This is a genomic window from Achromobacter sp., from assembly GCF_057314935.1.
On the sequence record NZ_DBHKZA010000032.1, the window covers coordinates 48,328 to 66,073 of the forward strand.

A 17,746-nucleotide genomic window follows, 5' to 3' on the forward strand; every position below is an offset into this window, starting at 1 on the left:
GCGGCCTCCTAGCGCAGCGCGACGGCGGCGTCGCGTTCGAACTGACCGTCCGCATCCAGCTCGCGCAGCGCACGGGCTTCAGCCGCCGTGGGCGGCTCGGACGGCGCGGCGCCGGTCGCGTCGAAATCGAATCCCGTGCGTTCGCGCACTTCCGACAGGCTGGACTCCGGATGCCACGACTGCAAGGCCAGCTTGCCGTCGCGCTTCACGAATACGGCGATCGGCGTCACCACGCCATGGAAGCCGCCCCAGGACGTCATGAAATCCAGCTTCTGCACGAACGTGCGGCGCGAGTGTTCCGTGCGCCACGTGCACGCGCGACGCGCGGTGGGCAGCATCACCGCGCCGCCCCCGCCGCCCGGCAGGCGCACCTTGGGTTCGTGCCAGTCGCCAATGCAGGAATTGTTGGCGCACCCCGCGCCGTCGATCTGCGCCGCGCCCAGGAAGGTCAGGTCCATGCGGCCGCGCGTGCACAGATCGTAGAAATCCTCGTTCGAGAAAATCGACGCCGTGTGCTCGGCCAGCACCGGATCGGAGCTGGATATCGGGATGTGCGACGGCCGCGGATTCACGCCGCCCGCCACGTTGATGTAGACGAAGTCCCAGTCATAGGCGCGCTTGGCCAGCAGGCACGCCAACATCGGCATCGTGGAATTGACGCCGCTGAACGTGATCTCGTCGGGGCGGATGAAACGCGCCAGGTTGGTGACGATGTACGAAAAGCCCGACCATTGCTCAGCCATGATTGCCCCCTTGCGCTTCGGGCGCCGCGGCCAGGTGCGCTTGCAGATCGCTGTTCTTGTCCATGTATGCCTCTACCGCGGGATAGTCGATGGCGTAATCCGGCCAGCACGATCCCGGCCACGCGCTGCCTGGCGCCACGGCGTAGGCCTGCACCATGAAGTACGGCACCAGCGTGGATTCCGGCTGCGCTTCGAACACCGCGCTGTCGACGACCTTCTCGGCCACCACCAGCACGCTGCCCGCGGCGCGCGACATGATGCGGTCCCAATGCGCCGTGCCATGTACCCGCACATTGCCCAGCGCATCCACTTCAGACGCCTGGATCACGGCGAAGTCCGGACGGATGGCCGGCACGACATACGTCTTCTCGCCGCTGCCGTAAGGGTCGTCCAGGCAGGCCCAGCCATTGAGCGCCGGCAAGCCGCTGCCATGCAGGCCGCCGCAAGGCTGGAACGGCACGCCGAAGGCCGCCGCCCGCAGCCCCGCCGTCAGGCTGGCGCAGGCGTGCTCTTCCAATTCGATCTCGCGGCGCTCCACCGCGCGCCGGTACCACGGCGCCAGGCCGAAGTTGCCTTCCATCGCCACGATGCCCGCGCGCACGCGGCGCAGCACGCCGGCGCGGCACAGGATGTCCACGTCGTAGCCGGGCGATTGCTTGATCAGTTCAAGATCGCGTTTGCCCTGGCGGATCAGTTCGCGCACGAACGCGAACGGCCCGCGGTGCAGGAAGCTGCCGCCCAGCGCAATGGATGCGCCATCCGGCACCAGCGCCGCCAACGCCGCCACCGAGCACTGCTTGTTCTTTTGATTGAAACCCGAAGCCATTGTCTTGTCCTCCCCTGCTGGTTCTTGTGCCGCTAGCGCGCCTGCAGATAGGCGGCCACGCGGTCCTTCAGGCCCGGCGCCGCCGCGGAACGCACCAGGCGCGCCAGGTCGGCGTCCGGCGTCTCAAGCGACAAGGCCGCATACAGCTGGACCCGGCTGGCGTCCGTCAACGCGGCTGCCGTTTCCGCCGCCTGCTGCTCGACGCCAGGCCATTCCTGCTGCGCGGCAAGCCGGCTGGCGAAACCGTCGCGCAACGCCTCTTCCGCACTGAATGTCGCGGCCTGCTCCAAGACCGTGCGGGCACGTTCGGCGCCCACCAGCGCGGCATAGCGGCGCGTGCCCAGCACCAGGCCGAACTTCAGGCCCGGCATGCGGAACGTGGCGTCTGGTGCGCTGACGCGCCACTTGCACGCGCCGAACAGGTCGACGCCCGCGCCAAAATTGCGGCCATGCGCCAACGCCACGGTCAGGCAAGGAGATGCCGCCACGCGCTGCAGCAAGGTCTCGATGCGCACGAAGCGCAGCAGCAGGTCGCCCTCGCTTTGCGTCTGCCAGTCGCCGAAGTCGAACCCCGCGCTGAAGTTCTTGCCCTCGCCTTTGAACACGATGAGCTTGGCGGCCTGCGCCTCGGCCTCGTCCAGCGCCGTGATCAGCGCTTCCACCAGTTCAGCGGACAGCGCGTTCATCTTGTCGGCGCGCGCAAGCGTCAGCACATGCCGGTCTCCCTGCTTGTCGATATGCAGAACGCCGCTCATGCCGTCACTCCTTTCCTGGCGGCACGCAAGGCGCCCAGCACCTCGTCGTTGTGCTCGCCCAGCGCGGGCGGGCGCAAGCGCAGCGCCGTGGTCTGCCCGTCGAAGCGCACCGGCAGGCCGAAGGTGCGGGTCTGCACGCCGTTGGGCAGTTCCACGGGCTGCACCCACCCCATATGCTCCACCTGCGGATCCGCCAGCACTTCGGAATACGTGTTGATAGGTGCGCACGGCACGCCGGCCGCGCGAAACCTCGCCAGCCAGGTGTGCGCCTCTTCCGCGGCGAAGATGGCTTCAAGGATTTCGCGCAACGCCGTCTGGTTGCGGGCGCGGGCGCTGGTGTCGGTAAAGCGCGGATCTGCCAGCAGGTCGTCGCGGCCCACGGTAGCGCACACGCCCTTCCACAGCGCCTGGTTGCCCGCGGCCATGCCGAAGTAGCCCCCTTTGCAACGGAACGCCTGGTACGGCGCGTTGCGCGGGTGCGCAGACCCGAGCTTGACGGGGTCTTTGCCGCTGCCGAAGAACTCCGACGTCTGCAAGGCAGCGATGCCCAGCGTGGCGCCCAGCATCGGCACGTCGATGTGCGTGCCCTGCCCGCTGGCTGCGGCCGCGCGCAGCGCCGAAGCGATGGCGAAGGCGCCGTACAGGCCAGCCGAAAAGTCCGCCACCGGCACGCCGCATTTCACGGGTTCGCCGCCGGCCTCGCCGGTGACGCTCATGATGCCGCTCATCGCCTGGATCGTCAGGTCAAAACCGCCTTCCTGCGAGCGCGGACCCGACTGGCCATAGGCCGAGATGGAGCAATAGACCAGCTTGGGATTGGCCTCGCGCAGTTGCGCGTAGCCCAGCCCCAGGCGGTCCATCACGCCCGGCCGATTGTTTTCGATCAGCACGTCGGCGGCCAGCGCCAGTTCGCGCGCCAGGGCCAGGTCACCGGGGTCTTTCAGGTTCAGCGTCACCGATTTCTTGTTGCGGTTCAGTGACGCGAAGTTCTCGCTGTAGCCGTCGGAGATGGGGGGCCAGCTGCGCAGGGTGTCGCCGCCCTCGGGGTTTTCGACCTTGATCACGTCGGCGCCCATATCCGCCAACAACATGCCGCAAAACGGCCCCGCCGCGACATTGCAAATCTCCAGCACCGTGATGCCGGCAAGTGCCGAACTGGGTGTCATGTCTGACCTCTCGTTATGAAAATTCAATATTTAGGATTCGAAAAATATTATAAGAGCGCGGTTTCCAGGATGGCATCATGCCGGACGGATTTGTGCGAGCCCCCTGTGTTTCCTAGTGCAATCCCTAAGTGAAGCGCTTAATTGTTGACCAGCATATCACCGTGTGGAATTCTACGTAAACCATTTATTGGAATACGAGTCCTATATGTTAGGACTTATAAAACAGGACCGCAGCGCCGCAAGCCCCGCGACCGCAGGTGCCCGCGCATGACGGACCGACCACACCAAGGAGACTCCCCATGAAGCAAACGTGGCGCATTGCGCTCGCCGGCGCCGTCCTGGCACTGGCCGCCGGCCCAGCCCTGGCGCAGGCCTGGCCCTCGAAACCCGTGCGCATGGTCGTGCCGTTCCCGCCTGGCGGCGCCACGGATGCCGCTGCGCGCATCTACGCGCAACACCTTGGGGATTTCCTGGGGCAAGGCGTGGTGGTCGAAAACAAGGCGGGCGCGGGCGGCGAAATCGGCGCCGAGTACGTCGCCAAATCGGCGCCGGACGGCTATACGCTGCTGATGGGGGCCGTGGGCAGCCATGCGATCCATGCCGCCATGCCGGACAAGCCGGGCTATGACTTCGCCACCGCCTTCGTCGGCGTTTCCATGGCGACCAGCATGCCGATGGCGGTCGCCGTCAACAGCAAGGTGCCCGCCGCGAACGTGCAGGAACTGATCGCGCTGGCCAAGAGCAAGCCGGGCACCATCACGTTCGGCTCGGCCGGCCCCGGCACGTCGCAACACATGGCGGGCGAACTGTTCCAGGTGGTGACGGGCACCCGCCTGATGCATGTGCCCTACCGCGGCAGCGGCCCGGCCATCACCGACTTGCTGGGCGGCCAGATCGACATGGTGATCGAAACCCTGCCCGCGCTGCTGCCGCAGGTCGCCAGCGGCAAGATCCGGCTGTTGGGGGTGACCACCGCCACGCGCGCCACCGCCCTGCCCGACTTGCCGACGCTGATAGAGCAAGGCGTGAAGGACTATTCCGTCGCCACCGCCTACGCATTGCTGGCGCCCGCCGGCACGCCGCCCGCCATCGTCGACAAACTGTCGGCCGGCATGCAGAAAGCCGCCGCCATGGCCTCGGTACAGCAGGCCGCGTTGAAGCTTGGCGCCGATGCCGTGGCCACGTCGCCCGCCGACACCAGCCGCGTGCTGAAGCAGGAAGTCGCCCGCTGGGCCGACGTGGTGCGCCTGTCTACCGCCAAATGATGCCCGCCCCCGCCTCATCTCCGCCGTCGGCCGCGGACCTGGCCATCGTGGGCGGCGGCTCGGTCGGCGTCAGCCTGCTGTACCAGTTCCTGCTGACGCTCGAAACCGCGGGCCGCGGCCCTGCCTCCCCTCCGCTTCGCGTGGCGGTCTTCGAACCCCAGGCCGAACCGGGACCGGGCGGCGCCTATCAAGCAGACCTCTCCAGCAATCTGCTCAACATCCCCGCCGGCAACATGTCGGCGCGGGCCGACCAGCGGATGGACTTCGTCGACTGGCTGCGCGAGCAGGATCCCGCCTGGCTGCGCGGCTATGGCGTGCAGGCCATCGCCCCGTCCGACTTCCTTCCGCGGCCGCTCTTCGGCGCCTACATGCGGGCCGTCCATGCGCGTTGCCGCCAGTTGGCGCCGCGGCTGGGCGTCGCGCTGTTGCATGTGCAAAGCCGGGTACAACGCGTGGCGCCGCTACCCGATGGCGGCGTGCGCGTGAATCCGGACGCGGGCGCGCCTTGGCATGCCCGCCATGCGGTGCTGTGCAACGGCAACCTGCCTTCGCAGGCCTTTCCGCATCTGGAAGGCGCGCCCGGCTATTTCAACAGCCCCTACCCGGTCGCCGAACTGGCGGGCGCGATCGCGCCGGACGCCTCTGTGTGTGTGGTCGGCACCAGCCTCAGCGCGGTGGACGCCATCGCCGCCTTGCAGCAATCCGGCCATCGCGGCCCCATTCTGTGCGTATCGCGCAACGGCCGGCTGCCCTCGGTGCGCAGCCCTCACAACCAGCCGCCGGCAGCGCTGCGCCAGCTGAGCCGCGATGGCGCCTTGCAGCTGGCGGCGCGCTACGGCGGCGCACTATCCGTCGAGGTGATCGCGCAGGCGCTGAAGGACGAAGTGCGGGCGATGGGCGGCCCGCTGGACGCCGACGACGTGATGGGCTTGCAGGCGGACGCGCAAACCGCGTTGAACGACGAGATCCGCCGTTCGTCGCTAGCGGCCCGACCCTGGCAAGCCGTGGCCGCCGCCACCAACGCGGCGGTCGATCAGATCTGGCATTTGATGCCCGCGGCGGAACGCCGCCGTTTCCAATCGCAATGGCGGTCGTTGTGGATGGCGCGCCGCGCCACCTTCCCGATGCGCAATGCCCTGAAGCTTCAGGCGCTGTTCCAACGCGGGCAATTGCACGTGCGGGCAGGCTATGTGGACAGCCGCTACGACCCGGCGGATCTGCAGTTCCACACGCGCCTGCGCAGCGCCGACGGCACCGTCGCGCACGCCAGCCGCCACCTGATCAATGCCACGAGCTTCTCGGTAGATGCCGCGGCGACTCGTGATCCGCTGGTGGCGGCGTTGCTGCACGATGGCCATGCGCAACCGGACCCGTTCGGCGGACTGTCGCTGGACTACGAATCGGGTTGCCTGAAAGATGCGCGACATGCGGTGCTGACGCAGATCTCGGTGCTGGGCAGCCTGGCCGGTGGCACCTACTTCTGGACCACGTCCATGGACGTGAACGCGCGGCTGGCGCGGGATCAGGCGCAGCGCATCGCGGCGACGCTCGCCCACCCGGCGCCGCTTACTGATCCAGGAAGCCTCGCCGATAGCCCATCCCCTGCGAGATGGCCTGCGCACAGGCGGACACATCCGGCGCCAGCTGCTTCATCCTAGCAGCGCTCAGGCGGTCCAGCGGTCCAGAGATGCCCACTGCCGCCACGGGCTGGTCCAGGCTGTTGAACAGCGTCACGGCCAGCCCGCCCACGCCTTCGCGCCATTCGCCGCGGTTCACGGCGTAGCCCGCGCGGGCGATCTTGCGCAGCTCGTCTTTCAGCAGCGCCATGGACACGATGGTGGAAGGCGTGTGCCGCACCAGTTGCTCGGCATAGCGCTCGACATAGCCGTCCGGCTGGTAGGCCAGCAAGGCCTTGCCGGTCGCGACCGCGTAAGCGGGCGCGCGGCCGCCCACCATCGAATAGGCCCGGATGGGCTGCGGGCTGTCGATCTTGTCGACGTAGACCACGTCAAACCCATCCAGCACCGACAAGTGCACGGTTTCGCCCGTCTGGTCGGCCAGCGTCCGCATGAACGGGGCGGCCAGCTTGCGCACGTCAAGTTGCGCAAGCTGGCGCGCGGCCAGTTCGAACAGGCGCACCGCGCCACGGTATCCACCGCCGTCATCGTCCTTGATGACGTAGCCGGCATGGATCAGCGTTTGCAGTGTGCGATGCGTATTGCTGCGGGTGAGGCCAACCCTCGCGGCCAGCGCATCGATGGTGCGCGGCGGATTGTCCACGTCGGTCACCGCCTCCAACACCATCAGCCCCTTGAGCAGCGTCTTGTCCATGCTATTTTTTCCTAATATTTAGGACAGGAACATAGCATGAGACGCCGCGCGCGAACAGCGCTTTCGGGACGCGGCGCTCAGCCTTTCAGCCCGGGGATCGCGGCGCGCACGGCGGCGGACCGGTCCCAAAGATTCGGCAGGCTGGGCGACGAATAGCCGGAGACAAATGGTTTGGGCTGCCCCGTCTGCGGATCGTAGACATGCCGCGACACCGCGCCGATGTTGCCGCCGTACAGATGCACGCTGATCGACACGCTGTCCGCGAAGGCGTTGGAGACGCGATGGATGTCGCCTGCTTCAGGCGACAGGCGTTCGATATCGCCGGGTTGCAAGGTGGAGGCCTCGCCGGCGGGCGTCAGCCGGCCGTCCGGATGGCGCACATAGCGCTGATTGATTTCGGCGCCGCGCAGCATGCCCACATAGCCCCAGACCTCATGGTCATGCACGGGCGTGAACTGCCCCGGCCCCCAGACGAAACTGACCAGCGAAAACCGCTCCAGGGGATCGCAATGCAGCAGGAACTGCTGGTAGTACTGCGGGTGCGGCGTGGTACAGGCTTCGGGCAGCCAGTCATCGTGGCGCACCAGGTCGGCGAAAGCCGCCTCGAGCGCGGGCGTCTGCGCCAGCGCGTCCGGGGCCGCCAGCCGCGTTGCGGTGGCGATGAAACGGCGAAGCCGGTCCAGACCGGGTGTGGCGTCGAGCATTGCGTATCTCCGTATCGTCGGGAAAATCCCAGATGAGAAAACCAGTATCCACCATTCGGGATACTTGCGCACGCTTGCCCCTGCCGCCGTCACGGCGATCGGTGGCAAGCCGCGCTTGACAGGCCTGGGCCTGAGCGCGCAGCGTATCGGACTATCTTCCAGGTTGAAAATGACGAGTACTTATCAAGATATTCCGCCCACGCTGGCAGAGACCTTACGCGGCGCGCAACGCGTCGTCGTCTTCACCGGCGCCGGGGTTTCCGCGGAAAGCGGCATCGCCACCTTCCGGGATGCATTGACGGGCTTGTGGTCGCGCTTTGACGCGCAGGCGCTGGCCACGCCCGACGCGTTCCGCGCGCACCCCGATATCGTCTGGGGCTGGTATGAATGGCGTCGCGCGCAAGCCCTGCGTGCCGAGCCGAATGCCGCGCACCGCGCCATCGCGGCGCTTGCGCGCCACGTTCCCGAGCTGACCGTCGTCACGCAGAACGTGGACGACCTGCATGAGCGCGCCGGCAGCGCGCAGGTGGCGCACCTGCACGGCAGCCTGCATGCGCCGCGCTGTTCGTCTTGCGGCGCGCCACAAGCGTTTTCCGACGGCATGCCTGAAGAACCCGACGAAGGACGCCGCCTCGCGCCGCCCGCCTGCACGCGTTGCGGCGCGCCGGTGCGGCCCGGCGTCGTATGGTTTGGCGAAAGCCTGCCTGCCGACGCCTGGAGCGGCGCGCTGCGCGCGGCCGAACAATGCGACCTGCTGTTTTCCATCGGCACGTCGGCGCTGGTCTACCCTGCCGCGGAATTGCCCCAGCGCGCGCTGGCCGCAGGGGCGACGGTCGTTCAGGTCAACCCGACCGTGACGCCGCTGGACCGGCAGGCGCACTGCAATCTGCACGGCGCAGCCGCCGATGTCATGCCCCGCATGCTGGCGGCGGCCTTCGGCGCCACCGGCGCCTGACCACGCTGCGGGATACCCCCAAACGACCGGCCCTGCCGATGGGCGGCGCGGGGTTGATCGCGTCATGTCTGGTGAACATTTGTGAAGATCTTTAGGGCCGATGTGGGGTAGAAACAAGGTTGTGCAGCAGTAGAGGGGAAACCCCAAATCTCACCGCTTCGCCACCGGATTACAGTGGCGCAAGCTGTTTCGGCCGTGGAGAGCATCATCCCTTTTTCCTGGAGACTTCCCGATGTTTTTGTGCGCTCATCAGACGGTGTCTTGCATCGTGTGGTGCGCCATGCCACGACCACCGAAACCATTGCCAAACTTGAGAGCGTTCCCAGCAATTACCACCTGGATTGCGAGTGCATGCTTGATAACGGTGAAACGCTTTCCTGGATAGGAAATAACCAGTATCGTCAGACTAACGGCGGTGCGATATACACCGCCGAATCCGATATCACGACGCCCCGAGGCGAATCCCGCAGAAGCGGCGCCGCCAAGCGAAGTGGGCCGGATGCATACAGGGCGGCCCCGCACAAGAAACTGACTGCGGAGCACGCCCATTTACCACTAGCTGTCGTCAATCTAAAAACCGGCAACGATTGGAGCTTGATACGCGCCTGGCGCGAGCACCTCAATATCAGCACTGCCGATATGGCTGCCCGGCTTGGCGTGGATCACTCTATCTACATTGAATTGGAACGGCCGCGTCCACGGCCTCGCCAGGTCATCCTGGATCGCGTTTCGGAAGCATTGGGCGTGTCACCCGACCAACTCGATGATTCATTGTTAGGGGGACGTTTTCAGTAGCGCAGCGAGGGGATTGCCCTCGGCTTCGACACATGGAACGTCCACGTGACTTTGGCGCCGCGTTAAAGACGGCCCCGCGCAGGAGGTAAGCAGTATGCTCGGCACCGCAAGACGATTGACGGATGTGCTGGTCACGTCCCCCGATGGCACCCTGTATCGCATTGAACGTTTCGTGGCCGACCTTGACGCGTATTCCGCGCTGGGGACGTCGCGCTTCGATCCGAAGATGCATTGCATCTGCCGGACCAGTTCCGGCGAAAAAGTCACCTGGCTAGGCGGCCAGGCCTACGAGATGCTCAAAAACGGCATCTCGCTGACGGCGGTCGACCGACGACGGCGATGAACCCGTGTCCTACCGCGTGTATCGGTCCACCAGGAAGTCCACGAAGGTCGTGAGCTTGGGCAACGCCTGCCTGTCCTTGGGATACAGCAGCGAGATCGGGCGCGCGGCGGGCCAGTAGGGCTGCAAGATGGGCGCGAGCCTGCCCGCGCGCACGTCCTCGCCCAGCAGCAGTTCGGGCTGCAGCACCACGCCAAAGCCCGCCAGCGCCGCCTGCCGCAGCGCCTGGCCATTGTTCGAGACGAACCGGCCGGTGGGATATCCCACCTGATTGCCGTCGCCGCTGTTCAACTGCCATCCGGTGCGGCGGCTCCAATAGGAAAAATCCAGACATTGATGCCGAGCCAGGTCGTCCGGCGTGGCGGGCGTGCCGTAGCGCTCCAGATACGCGGGCGCGGCGCAAATGATCATCTGGTAGCGCCCGATCGTACGCGCGACCAGCGCTGAATCCGCCGGCTCGCCGATACGCACCGCCAGGTCATAGCGCGCCGCGACGATGTCTTCCACGGCATCGCTAAGCACCAGTTCCACGCTGACATCGGGATAGATGGACAGGTAGTCGGCAATGGCCGGCGTCAACGCAAACGATCCGAAAGTCACGGTCGAGGTGATACGCAGATGGCCCCTGGGCGTCAGGCGCAAGGCTTCGGCGCCCTGTTCGGCGTCGCGGATCTCGGCCAGGATGCTCTTGCAGCGCGCGAAATAGGCCTGGCCCGCCTCGGTCAGGCTTTGCCGTCGCGTGGTGCGGTTCATCAGGCGCACCCCCAAGCGGGCCTCCAGGCCCTTGACGTGCTTGGCCGCCATGGCCGCCGACATCTGGTGCCGCCCCGCTGCCGCGGTCAGGCTGCCCAGCTCCACGACCGCCACGAACACTTCCATGCTGAGCAACCGGTCCATGAATTACGCACCCTGAGTGTGAAGTGTTTCCACCATTCCTGGATTTTTCCATGGAAATCGAACGGCGAGAATGTTTGCATGCACTGGCGCTGGGCCGGTGCGCCCCAAAAGCCAACAGATTTCGGGCAATCCCCGGGAGACCCTTATGAAAATCATCCTTATCGGCGCCACCGGCACCATCGGCCGCGCGGTCGCAGAAGAGCTCGGCCAACGCCACGACATCATCGCCGTGGGCAAGACCCGAGGCCAGTACCAGGTCGACGTCACCCGCAGCGACAGCATCCGCAGCCTGTTCGAACGCGTGGGCAAGGTGGACGCCATCGTCTCCACGACCGGCGCCCTGCACTTCGGCCCGCTCTCTGAAATGACGGCAGACCAGTTCAAGATCGGCTTGCACGACAAGTTGCTGGGCCAGGTGGACCTTGCGCTGATCGGCCAGCACTATGTCAACGCGGGGGGCTCCATCACGCTTACCAGCGGCATCGTCAGCGACGAGCCCATCCGCTTCGGCGCCAACGCCTCGGCGGTCAATTCCGCTATCGACGGTTTCGTGCGCGGCGCGGCCGTGGAACTGCAAGGCATCCGCATCAACTCGGTCAGCCCGACGGTGCTGCAGGAGTCGATGGAAAGCTACGGCCCCTACTTCCCCGGCTTCGAAGCCGCGCCCGCCAGCCGCGTCGCCCTGGCCTACAGCCGCAGCGTCGAAGGCGCGCAGACGGGGCGCGTGATCCGGGTGTGGTGATCCGGGTTTTGGTGATCCGGGTTTTGGTGATCCGGATGCGGTGATCCGGATGCGGTGATCCGAGGTTGAGCTGCCGCAACGGACTTTGGCGGCGGTGCAGTCAGTAGCCCGGACAAAAGAAAAGCGGCTTGATGGATGACCATCAAGCCGCTTTTTGTATTGCTTTTGCCTTTCGGCTGAACCGCGGCATCGTTGATACCGCGTGTTCAAAATAAGGTGGCGCGCCCGGCAGGATTCGAACCTACGACCCCCTGGTTCGTAGCCAGGTACTCTATCCAGCTGAGCTACGGGCGCTCCGAAAGAGGCGTGTTTATAACATGAAAAAACACCATCATGCAAATCGGGTGAAGAAAACATGCGGTTTGCCAGGATCCGCGATGCTTTGCGCCAGATCAACGATGGCCTCCGCCCCTGCGCGGTACGCTGACCCTGCAGCAACGCAGGACCCAATCCTGCCCCACCGCGCATGCCGGCAAACCATGGCCAAGAAATTTCCGATGCATCCCAAGCACCCCGAACGCATCTGCTGGGGCTGCGACCGCTATTGCCCAACCGACGCGATGAGTTGCGGCAACGGCTCCGACCGCACCATGCACCCCATCGAACTCCTTGGAGACGATTGGGCAAGCGTCGGGGATTGGGGATTCGACGATACTGAAGATGCAAGGCACGGCGCGCAAACTGCAAGCACCCGCGCGCCGCACAACTGACATTCAATGCGCAGTTCGAATCGCAGTTCCAACATCCAGGCACAAGCAGGCGGGTGAATGTCCATTCGCACGCCTATCATGCGCCGGAAAAACAAAAAGGCCTTCGATACGAGATCAAAGGCCTTTCTATTTTCTTTCTTTGGCGCGCCCGGCAGGATTCGAACCTACGACCCCCTGGTTCGTAGCCAGGTACTCTATCCAGCTGAGCTACGGGCGCTCCGACAAAGAGGCAAAATTATATCAGAATAATTAAGCCGTTGGGGCTGCTGCTACCCCTATTTGCTTTTTCTTTTAAGTTTTTTCGCATCCTTCGTTCACGTGGAACGTGGGGTACTGAAAACTTGGCGCGCCCGGCAGGATTCGAACCTACGACCCCCTGGTTCGTAGCCAGGTACTCTATCCAGCTGAGCTACGGGCGCATCAAAAAGCAAGCCTTGAATAATAGCGTTGTTTCAGAAAACGTGCAAGTCGGGGACAGGAATATCTCACATCGACCCGCACCGCGCCGCGCCCCCGTCCGCTGACTGCCGCGCATGGCGTACAGCTTTCTGACAGCGGATGGTCACACCGATAGAACCTTGGCTCTTTAGCCTAGCGGCCGTTAACGATGCCGGCTGTCATCCGGCGATCCCGCGGCGCAATGACAGTGCGCCACGTCACCCGCAAGCTCAAGAGTCCATCCTCATGTCTGACAAAGAAAAGAACACCGGCGCGCCGTCCGCCGCTCCCACGGACGCGGAATCTCCCGTGCGCCCCACGCGCCGCGGCTTCCTGACCGGCATCGCCGCACTCGGCGCCAGCGCCGCGGCGATGGGCGCCCTGTCCGGTTGCTCAAGCGATGACGACGATGACAGCCCCGCCACGCCCACGCCCGACCCCACGCCGACGCCCATCCCCGCGCCGGATCTGACGCAGCAATTGCGCGCCAACGTGAAAACGGTGGTCGTGATCTTTGCCGAGAACCGCAGCTTCAACAACCTGTTCGCCAATTTCCCCGGCGTCGAAAAGCCGCTGTCCGCATTGACCGCAGCGGACTACGCGCAGAACGACCGCGACGGCACGCCGCTGTCCGTCCTGCCGCCCGTGTGGAACGGCATGGTGCCCACGTCGCAACAGGCCAACCACATCACGTACCAGGTCGATCAGGCCGCGCCCTACATGAACAACCTGCCCAACGCGCCGTTCGCGCTGCTGGGGCCGCAGGGCGAACCGCTGCCCCAGGGCGTCGTCACGCGCGACCTGTGGCACGTGTTCTATCAGAACCAGATGCAAATCAACGGCGGCAAGAACGACCGCTTCGTCGCGTGGGCCGACTCCGGCGCGCTGGTCATGGGCCACTACAGCGATTCCGCCTACAACCTGCGCCTGTGGAAGCTCGCCCAGGAATTCGTGCTGTGCGACAACTTCTTCCAGGGCGCCTTCGGCGGCTCGTTCCTGAACCATCAGTATCTGGTCGCAGGCCGTCCGCCCTTCTATCCCGACGTGGCCGACTCGGTCGCCAAGACCCAGATCGCGCAACTGCAAAGCGCCGATCCCGCCGACCCGCGCCTGCAGCCCAAGCCCGCCTCGCCCGCCAGCGCCTTGACCGGCATTCCGCAATTCGGCGCCAGCGCGCTGACGCCGGACGGTTACGGCGTGAACACCATGGCCCCGCCCTACTGGCCGTCTTTCAGCCGCGACGCGACTGACCCGACGCTGGCCGACGCCACCAATCCGCAAACGATGGTGCCGCAGACCCACAACAACATCGGCGACCTGATGACGGCCAAGGGGCTGGACTGGGCCTGGTACGCGGGCGGCTGGCAAGCCGCCGTGGACTCCACGGCCAACACGGGCTTTCCGTCGTCGCCGAACTTCCAGGCGCATCACCAGCCCTTCAACTATTTCAAGAGCACCGCACCCGGCACGGCCGCGCGCAGCGCGCACCTGCGCGACGGCGGGCTGGGCGACCTGTCGTCCACCAACAAATTCCTGGCCGACGTCGAAGCCGGCAAGCTGCCCGCGCTGACGTTCTACAAGCCGCAAGGCAACCTGAACATGCACGCCGGCTATGCGGACGTGGACTCGGGCGACCGCCATATCGCCCACATCGTCGACAGCCTGCGCAAGAGCGCGCAATGGGAGAACATGGTGGTGGTGGTCACCGTCGATGAAAACGGCGGCTGGTGGGACCACGTGGCGCCCCCGCAGGGCGATCGCTGGGGCCCGGGCACGCGCATCCCCGCGCTGGTGATCTCGCCGTTTGCCAAGAAGGGCACCGTCGACCACACGGTGTACGACACGGGTTCGATCCTGCGTCTGGCGACGCGCGTGTTCGACCTGCCGATGCTGGAAGGCCTGAAGGCGCGCGATGACGCGATGTCGGCGCGCGGCCAGCACCCCATGGGCGACCTGAGCAATACGCTGACGTTCAGCGCCTGAGCATTGTTGGTGAAGGCGGGCGCGGCACACCCGTCGCCCGCCTTCGGCAACTTAGAAAAGCGTAAGCGTGGACCGCCGTGCGCTGCTGCCGTTCCATGCGGCGGGCAGTCCGGCCGCCTCCGCGGCGCGCACGATCAGTTCCCCCACCCTCACCATATCGGCATCCGCGCCTTCCGGCGCGCCCCAGAACGCCAGTTCCATCCGCCCCGCCTTCTTGGCGCGGTCGCGGTCCTGGCGCGTATAGAAGCAGAATCCATGCAGGCCGGCGGCTGCGCCGCCGCGCTCGTGAAAGATCTCCGAGCAGTCGGCAAAGCCATCCGACTGCGTGGTGCCCGCAACCTGGAGGGCCACCAGCCCCGAATGCGTCAACGATGCGAACAACGCGTCCAGCCGGGCCTGCGCGTCGCGCCATTGCGCCGCGCTGAGCTTGACCGGTTCCGGCTCGGGCTCCGGCGCCTCCAGCGCCACGCCGGTCAGCGTGGACAGCAGTTCCTGCACCTCGGGCATCATCGCGTTCACGGTGATGTGGTTGCCATGGGCATCGCGGATGTCCGCGCGGGCGCCCGCGTCGATCAGCAGTTGCACCGCATCGGTACTGGGAGCGAATTCGGCTGCCAGATACAGCGCGGTGCGCCCCTCACGCTGGAACTCCAAGGGACTGCCGGCGTCGATCAGCAGCTTGAGCACTTGCAGGTTGTCCGGGATCTCCGTGTCATTGGCGCCCATCGCAGCCTGCTGCAATGCCGTGAATCCATACGCATCGACGGCCGCCGGGTCCGCGCCCGCGTCCAGGCAAGCCTGCACCCCTTTCACATCGCCGCTACGCGCGGCGTCGAATATCTTGCTGGGCTTCAAAGGCGGCTCCTAGGTTTGCGCGTTGCCTGTGCCGTGCACAAGCATCGCGTAGATTTCCGCGACCCGGTCCACCGTGATGCCCTCGCGTTGCTCGACGGCAAGCGGGTGGCTGGTCGGCTCCAATTCAATCGATGGCCTGACGCCGCCGTCGCGCAAATGCACGTGCGTCTTCAAGCTCAACGTATCCGGATACGGTGCCAGCTGCGTATTCAGCCAGCCGAACATCGGCGGCGTTTGCGCGCGTTCGGACGCGTCGAACGTGCGGACCCAGGTCTCGAAGCTGGCCAGGCTGACCGATACCCATACGCCCCACACGAAAGGCTCGGGATGGCCCTGGATGGGCAGCTCGATGCAGCCCCGCACGAAAAAATGCTCCTCGTCGATCACGCAGTCGTCGCTGCCCAGGTCGCCGCGCTGCTGGCGCTCTTCCGGCGCAAGGCGGTAATAGCTTTCAGGCGCGTCGGCGCCAAAGCTGGGCAGGCCGTGATGGACCTGATCGCACGAAGCGCATTTGAATGAGAATTCCATATTCCGGGCAGGCAGGGAGAATGCGCAGATAATAGCAACCGGCGCGGCGGGAAAGCTTTATCCTAGGGACCGCCTCCCCTCCATCAAATCCCCGACAACGGCTCCTGACGTGAAACACCTGCTCGCCAGCTTGGACAAGCTGGCCGATTTCGACGAAATCATCGATGTGCGCTCGCCGCTGGAATACGCCGACGACCATATCCCCGGCGCGATCAACGCGCCCGTGCTCAGCAACGAAGAGCGCGTGCAGGTCGGCACCCTGTACCGCCAGGTCTCGCCCTTCGAAGCGTCGCGCACCGGCGCGGCCATCGTGGCGCGCAACATCGCGCGGCATCTGGAGACCACGTTCGCCGACCGGCCGCAGGGTTGGCGCCCGCTGGTGTATTGCTGGCGCGGCGGCAAGCGCTCCGGCTCGATGACGGTCATGTTCAATATGATCGGCTGGCGCGCCCGCCAATTGGACGGCGGCTACAAAAGCTACCGCGGCGCCACACTGGCGGCGCTGGATGCGCTGCCCGCCGCGCTGCGCTGCGTGGTGCTGGTCGGCCCCACCGGCAGCGGCAAGACGCGGCTGCTCAACGCGCTGGACCAGGCAGGCGCGCAGACGCTGGACCTGGAACAGCTGGCCTCGCATCGCGGATCGCTGCTGGGCGCCCTGCCCGGCATCGCGCAACCTTCGCAAAAGCGGTTCGACACGCTGCTGGCCGCGCGCCTGCGGGCGATCGACGTCACCCAGCCCGTCTACGTCGAAGCGGAAAGCCGCAAGATCGGCTCGGTAGCGCTGCCGCCCGCCCTGCTGCAAGCGATGCACCGCGGCGCCTGCATCGAAGTCCGCTCCACGCGCGAGGACCGCGCCGCCTTCCTGCAACAGGACTACGCCCAACTGTTCGAAAACCCGGACTGGCTGAAGACGCAACTGCAACGCCTGCTGGGACTGCACAGCCGCGACGTCATCAACGGCTGGCTGAAGCTGGTGGACGAAGGCCGGCGCATCGACCTGGCCCGCGAACTCATCGACCGCCATTACGACCCCGCCTACGCGCGCAGCAGCCACACGCTCTTCACGCAATTGCCGCAGGCCACTCGGATGGATTTCCGGCCGAACGACGCGGATGGGGTGGAACAGGCCCGCGCGCTATTGAAGGCGTTGGCGTGAACCTGTCCACGGCGCCACGCCCGCAAGACGCTCAATCTTTTGCATAAGGAACCCGGCAACCATGACCGAACCACGCAGCAATACCCTGCTGGATATCAGACGGCTCACGCCAGCAGAATGGGGCCACGCCTACCCCGTGATCGCCCAGCTCCGATCCCTGGACGAAGCCGAATTCCTGGCGCGGGCGCGCCGCCAATCGCATTCGGGTTACGAGCTTGTCGCGGCTTTTCTGAACGGAAAGATCATCGGGGTCTTGGGCATGCGGCCCGTACACACGCTGGCGCGCGGCGCGCACCTGCATGTGGATGACCTCGTCGTAGACGCGGCCGTGCGCGGCAGCGGCGCCGGCCGGGCCTTGATGGACTACGCTGAACGCGACGCGCGCGCTCGTGGCATGACGGCGGTGTTTCTCGATGCACGGCCGGATGCCGTCGCGTTCTACGAACGGGAGAACTATCAGCTGCATGCGGCGCCTTCGATGAAGAAGGTGCTTGCGCCCTGAAGGAAAGCCAGCCGAAACCGGCCGCCGCGCATGAAAAAACCCCGCAATCACTTTC

General features: G+C 65.7%; 19 protein-coding genes and 3 tRNA genes. 10 read left to right on the forward strand and 12 right to left on the reverse strand.

Going from position 1 to position 17,746, the window contains the following annotated elements:
• Positions 1-8 precede the first annotated feature (8 nt).
• From ACO6D5_RS13975 to ACO6D5_RS13990, 4 genes are read right to left on the reverse strand one after another with little or no spacing between them, the layout of a single operon-like run.
• Positions 9-743: a CoA-transferase subunit beta gene (locus ACO6D5_RS13975; RefSeq protein ID WP_485825715.1), complete on the reverse strand. Its 735-nt coding sequence runs from the start codon at positions 741-743 to the stop codon at positions 9-11.
• Positions 736-1,569 carry a CoA-transferase gene (locus ACO6D5_RS13980; protein WP_315527972.1) on the reverse strand — a complete coding sequence of 278 codons (834 nt, stop codon included), beginning with the start codon at positions 1,567-1,569 and terminating at the stop codon, positions 736-738. The genes ACO6D5_RS13975 and ACO6D5_RS13980 overlap by 8 nt, the downstream gene beginning before the upstream one ends.
• Positions 1,570-1,601: 32 nt before the next feature.
• The gene (locus tag ACO6D5_RS13985; RefSeq protein WP_485825716.1) at positions 1,602-2,324 is read right to left on the reverse strand and encodes an enoyl-CoA hydratase/isomerase family protein; all 723 of its coding nucleotides are present in this window, start codon (positions 2,322-2,324) and stop codon (positions 1,602-1,604) included.
• Positions 2,321-3,490, reverse strand: coding sequence for a CoA transferase (locus ACO6D5_RS13990; protein WP_315527975.1), 1,170 nt, complete (start codon positions 3,488-3,490; stop codon positions 2,321-2,323). Before ACO6D5_RS13990 ends, ACO6D5_RS13985 begins: the two co-directional genes overlap by 4 nt.
• Before the next feature lie 299 nt (positions 3,491-3,789).
• Here ACO6D5_RS13990 and ACO6D5_RS13995 point away from each other — a divergent pair, with 299 nt between their 5' ends.
• Both ACO6D5_RS13995 and ACO6D5_RS14000 read left to right on the forward strand, forming a co-directional pair.
• Complete coding sequence (locus tag ACO6D5_RS13995; protein WP_485825717.1) at positions 3,790-4,755, forward strand: tripartite tricarboxylate transporter substrate binding protein; 966 nt, start codon at positions 3,790-3,792, stop codon at positions 4,753-4,755.
• Entirely contained in the window at positions 4,752-6,413 is a 1,662-nt protein-coding gene (locus ACO6D5_RS14000) for an FAD/NAD(P)-binding protein (protein WP_485825718.1), read from the forward strand. Before ACO6D5_RS13995 ends, ACO6D5_RS14000 begins: the two co-directional genes overlap by 4 nt.
• Here ACO6D5_RS14000 and ACO6D5_RS14005 read toward each other — a convergent pair.
• Entirely contained in the window at positions 6,322-7,086 is a 765-nt protein-coding gene (locus ACO6D5_RS14005; RefSeq protein ID WP_006225528.1) for an IclR family transcriptional regulator, read from the reverse strand. The genes ACO6D5_RS14000 and ACO6D5_RS14005 overlap by 92 nt on opposite strands.
• A 77-nt stretch (positions 7,087-7,163) precedes the next feature.
• A complete protein-coding gene (locus ACO6D5_RS14010; protein ID WP_485825719.1) occupies positions 7,164-7,790 on the reverse strand; it encodes a cysteine dioxygenase family protein in 627 nt (208 codons plus the stop codon).
• A gap of 169 nt (positions 7,791-7,959) precedes the next feature.
• On the opposite strand from ACO6D5_RS14010, the gene ACO6D5_RS14015 reads away from it, so the two are divergent.
• The 3 genes from ACO6D5_RS14015 to ACO6D5_RS14025 all read left to right on the forward strand — a co-directional run bounded on the left by ACO6D5_RS14015 (position 7,960) and on the right by ACO6D5_RS14025 (position 9,883).
• Positions 7,960-8,745 (forward strand): SIR2 family NAD-dependent protein deacylase, encoded by a 786-nt coding sequence (locus ACO6D5_RS14015; RefSeq protein WP_485825720.1) that lies wholly within the window; start codon positions 7,960-7,962, stop codon positions 8,743-8,745.
• 195 nt (positions 8,746-8,940) lie between these two features.
• The gene (locus ACO6D5_RS14020; RefSeq protein ID WP_315528118.1) at positions 8,941-9,540 is read left to right on the forward strand and encodes a helix-turn-helix domain-containing protein; all 600 of its coding nucleotides are present in this window, start codon (positions 8,941-8,943) and stop codon (positions 9,538-9,540) included.
• A 94-nt stretch (positions 9,541-9,634) separates the two neighbouring features.
• Positions 9,635-9,883 (forward strand): hypothetical protein, encoded by a 249-nt coding sequence (locus ACO6D5_RS14025; protein WP_175216741.1) that lies wholly within the window; start codon positions 9,635-9,637, stop codon positions 9,881-9,883.
• A 9-nt stretch (positions 9,884-9,892) separates the two neighbouring features.
• On the opposite strand, the gene ACO6D5_RS14030 is transcribed toward ACO6D5_RS14025, so the two are convergent.
• Positions 9,893-10,777: a LysR family transcriptional regulator gene (locus ACO6D5_RS14030; RefSeq protein ID WP_485825721.1), complete on the reverse strand. Its 885-nt coding sequence runs from the start codon at positions 10,775-10,777 to the stop codon at positions 9,893-9,895.
• A 145-nt stretch (positions 10,778-10,922) separates the two neighbouring features.
• On the opposite strand from ACO6D5_RS14030, the gene ACO6D5_RS14035 reads away from it, so the two are divergent.
• Positions 10,923-11,519 carry a short chain dehydrogenase gene (locus ACO6D5_RS14035; RefSeq protein ID WP_485825722.1) on the forward strand — a complete coding sequence of 199 codons (597 nt, stop codon included), beginning with the start codon at positions 10,923-10,925 and terminating at the stop codon, positions 11,517-11,519.
• Positions 11,520-11,736: 217 nt separating this feature from the next.
• On the opposite strand, the gene ACO6D5_RS14040 is transcribed toward ACO6D5_RS14035, so the two are convergent.
• Positions 11,737-11,813: transfer RNA gene (locus ACO6D5_RS14040), tRNA-Arg, on the reverse strand.
• A 185-nt stretch (positions 11,814-11,998) separates the two neighbouring features.
• Here ACO6D5_RS14040 and ACO6D5_RS14045 point away from each other — a divergent pair.
• The gene (locus tag ACO6D5_RS14045) at positions 11,999-12,229 is read left to right on the forward strand and encodes a DUF3079 domain-containing protein (protein ID WP_315527985.1); all 231 of its coding nucleotides are present in this window, start codon (positions 11,999-12,001) and stop codon (positions 12,227-12,229) included.
• A 140-nt stretch (positions 12,230-12,369) separates the two neighbouring features.
• On the opposite strand, the gene ACO6D5_RS14050 is transcribed toward ACO6D5_RS14045, so the two are convergent.
• Both ACO6D5_RS14050 and ACO6D5_RS14055 read right to left on the reverse strand, forming a co-directional pair.
• Positions 12,370-12,446 (reverse strand) — tRNA-Arg (locus tag ACO6D5_RS14050).
• A gap of 125 nt (positions 12,447-12,571) precedes the next feature.
• Positions 12,572-12,648 (reverse strand) — tRNA-Arg (locus ACO6D5_RS14055).
• A 265-nt stretch (positions 12,649-12,913) separates the two neighbouring features.
• Here ACO6D5_RS14055 and acpA point away from each other — a divergent pair.
• Entirely contained in the window at positions 12,914-14,650 is a 1,737-nt protein-coding gene (gene acpA / locus ACO6D5_RS14060) for an acid phosphatase (protein WP_485825723.1), read from the forward strand.
• 51 nt (positions 14,651-14,701) lie between these two features.
• Here acpA and ACO6D5_RS14065 read toward each other — a convergent pair whose 3' ends face one another.
• The gene (locus tag ACO6D5_RS14065) at positions 14,702-15,505 is read right to left on the reverse strand and encodes an ankyrin repeat domain-containing protein (RefSeq protein ID WP_485825724.1); all 804 of its coding nucleotides are present in this window, start codon (positions 15,503-15,505) and stop codon (positions 14,702-14,704) included.
• A 9-nt stretch (positions 15,506-15,514) separates the two neighbouring features.
• Positions 15,515-16,033, reverse strand: coding sequence for a DUF2199 domain-containing protein (locus tag ACO6D5_RS14070; protein ID WP_485825725.1), 519 nt, complete (start codon positions 16,031-16,033; stop codon positions 15,515-15,517).
• Between the two features lie 109 nt (positions 16,034-16,142).
• Between ACO6D5_RS14070 and mnmH the strand changes: the two genes are divergently transcribed.
• A complete protein-coding gene (gene mnmH / locus ACO6D5_RS14075) occupies positions 16,143-17,189 on the forward strand; it encodes a tRNA 2-selenouridine(34) synthase MnmH (protein ID WP_485825726.1) in 1,047 nt (348 codons plus the stop codon).
• A 61-nt stretch (positions 17,190-17,250) separates the two neighbouring features.
• Positions 17,251-17,691: a GNAT family N-acetyltransferase gene (locus ACO6D5_RS14080; RefSeq protein WP_315527992.1), complete on the forward strand. Its 441-nt coding sequence runs from the start codon at positions 17,251-17,253 to the stop codon at positions 17,689-17,691.
• The last annotated feature ends 55 nt before the right edge of the window (positions 17,692-17,746 follow it).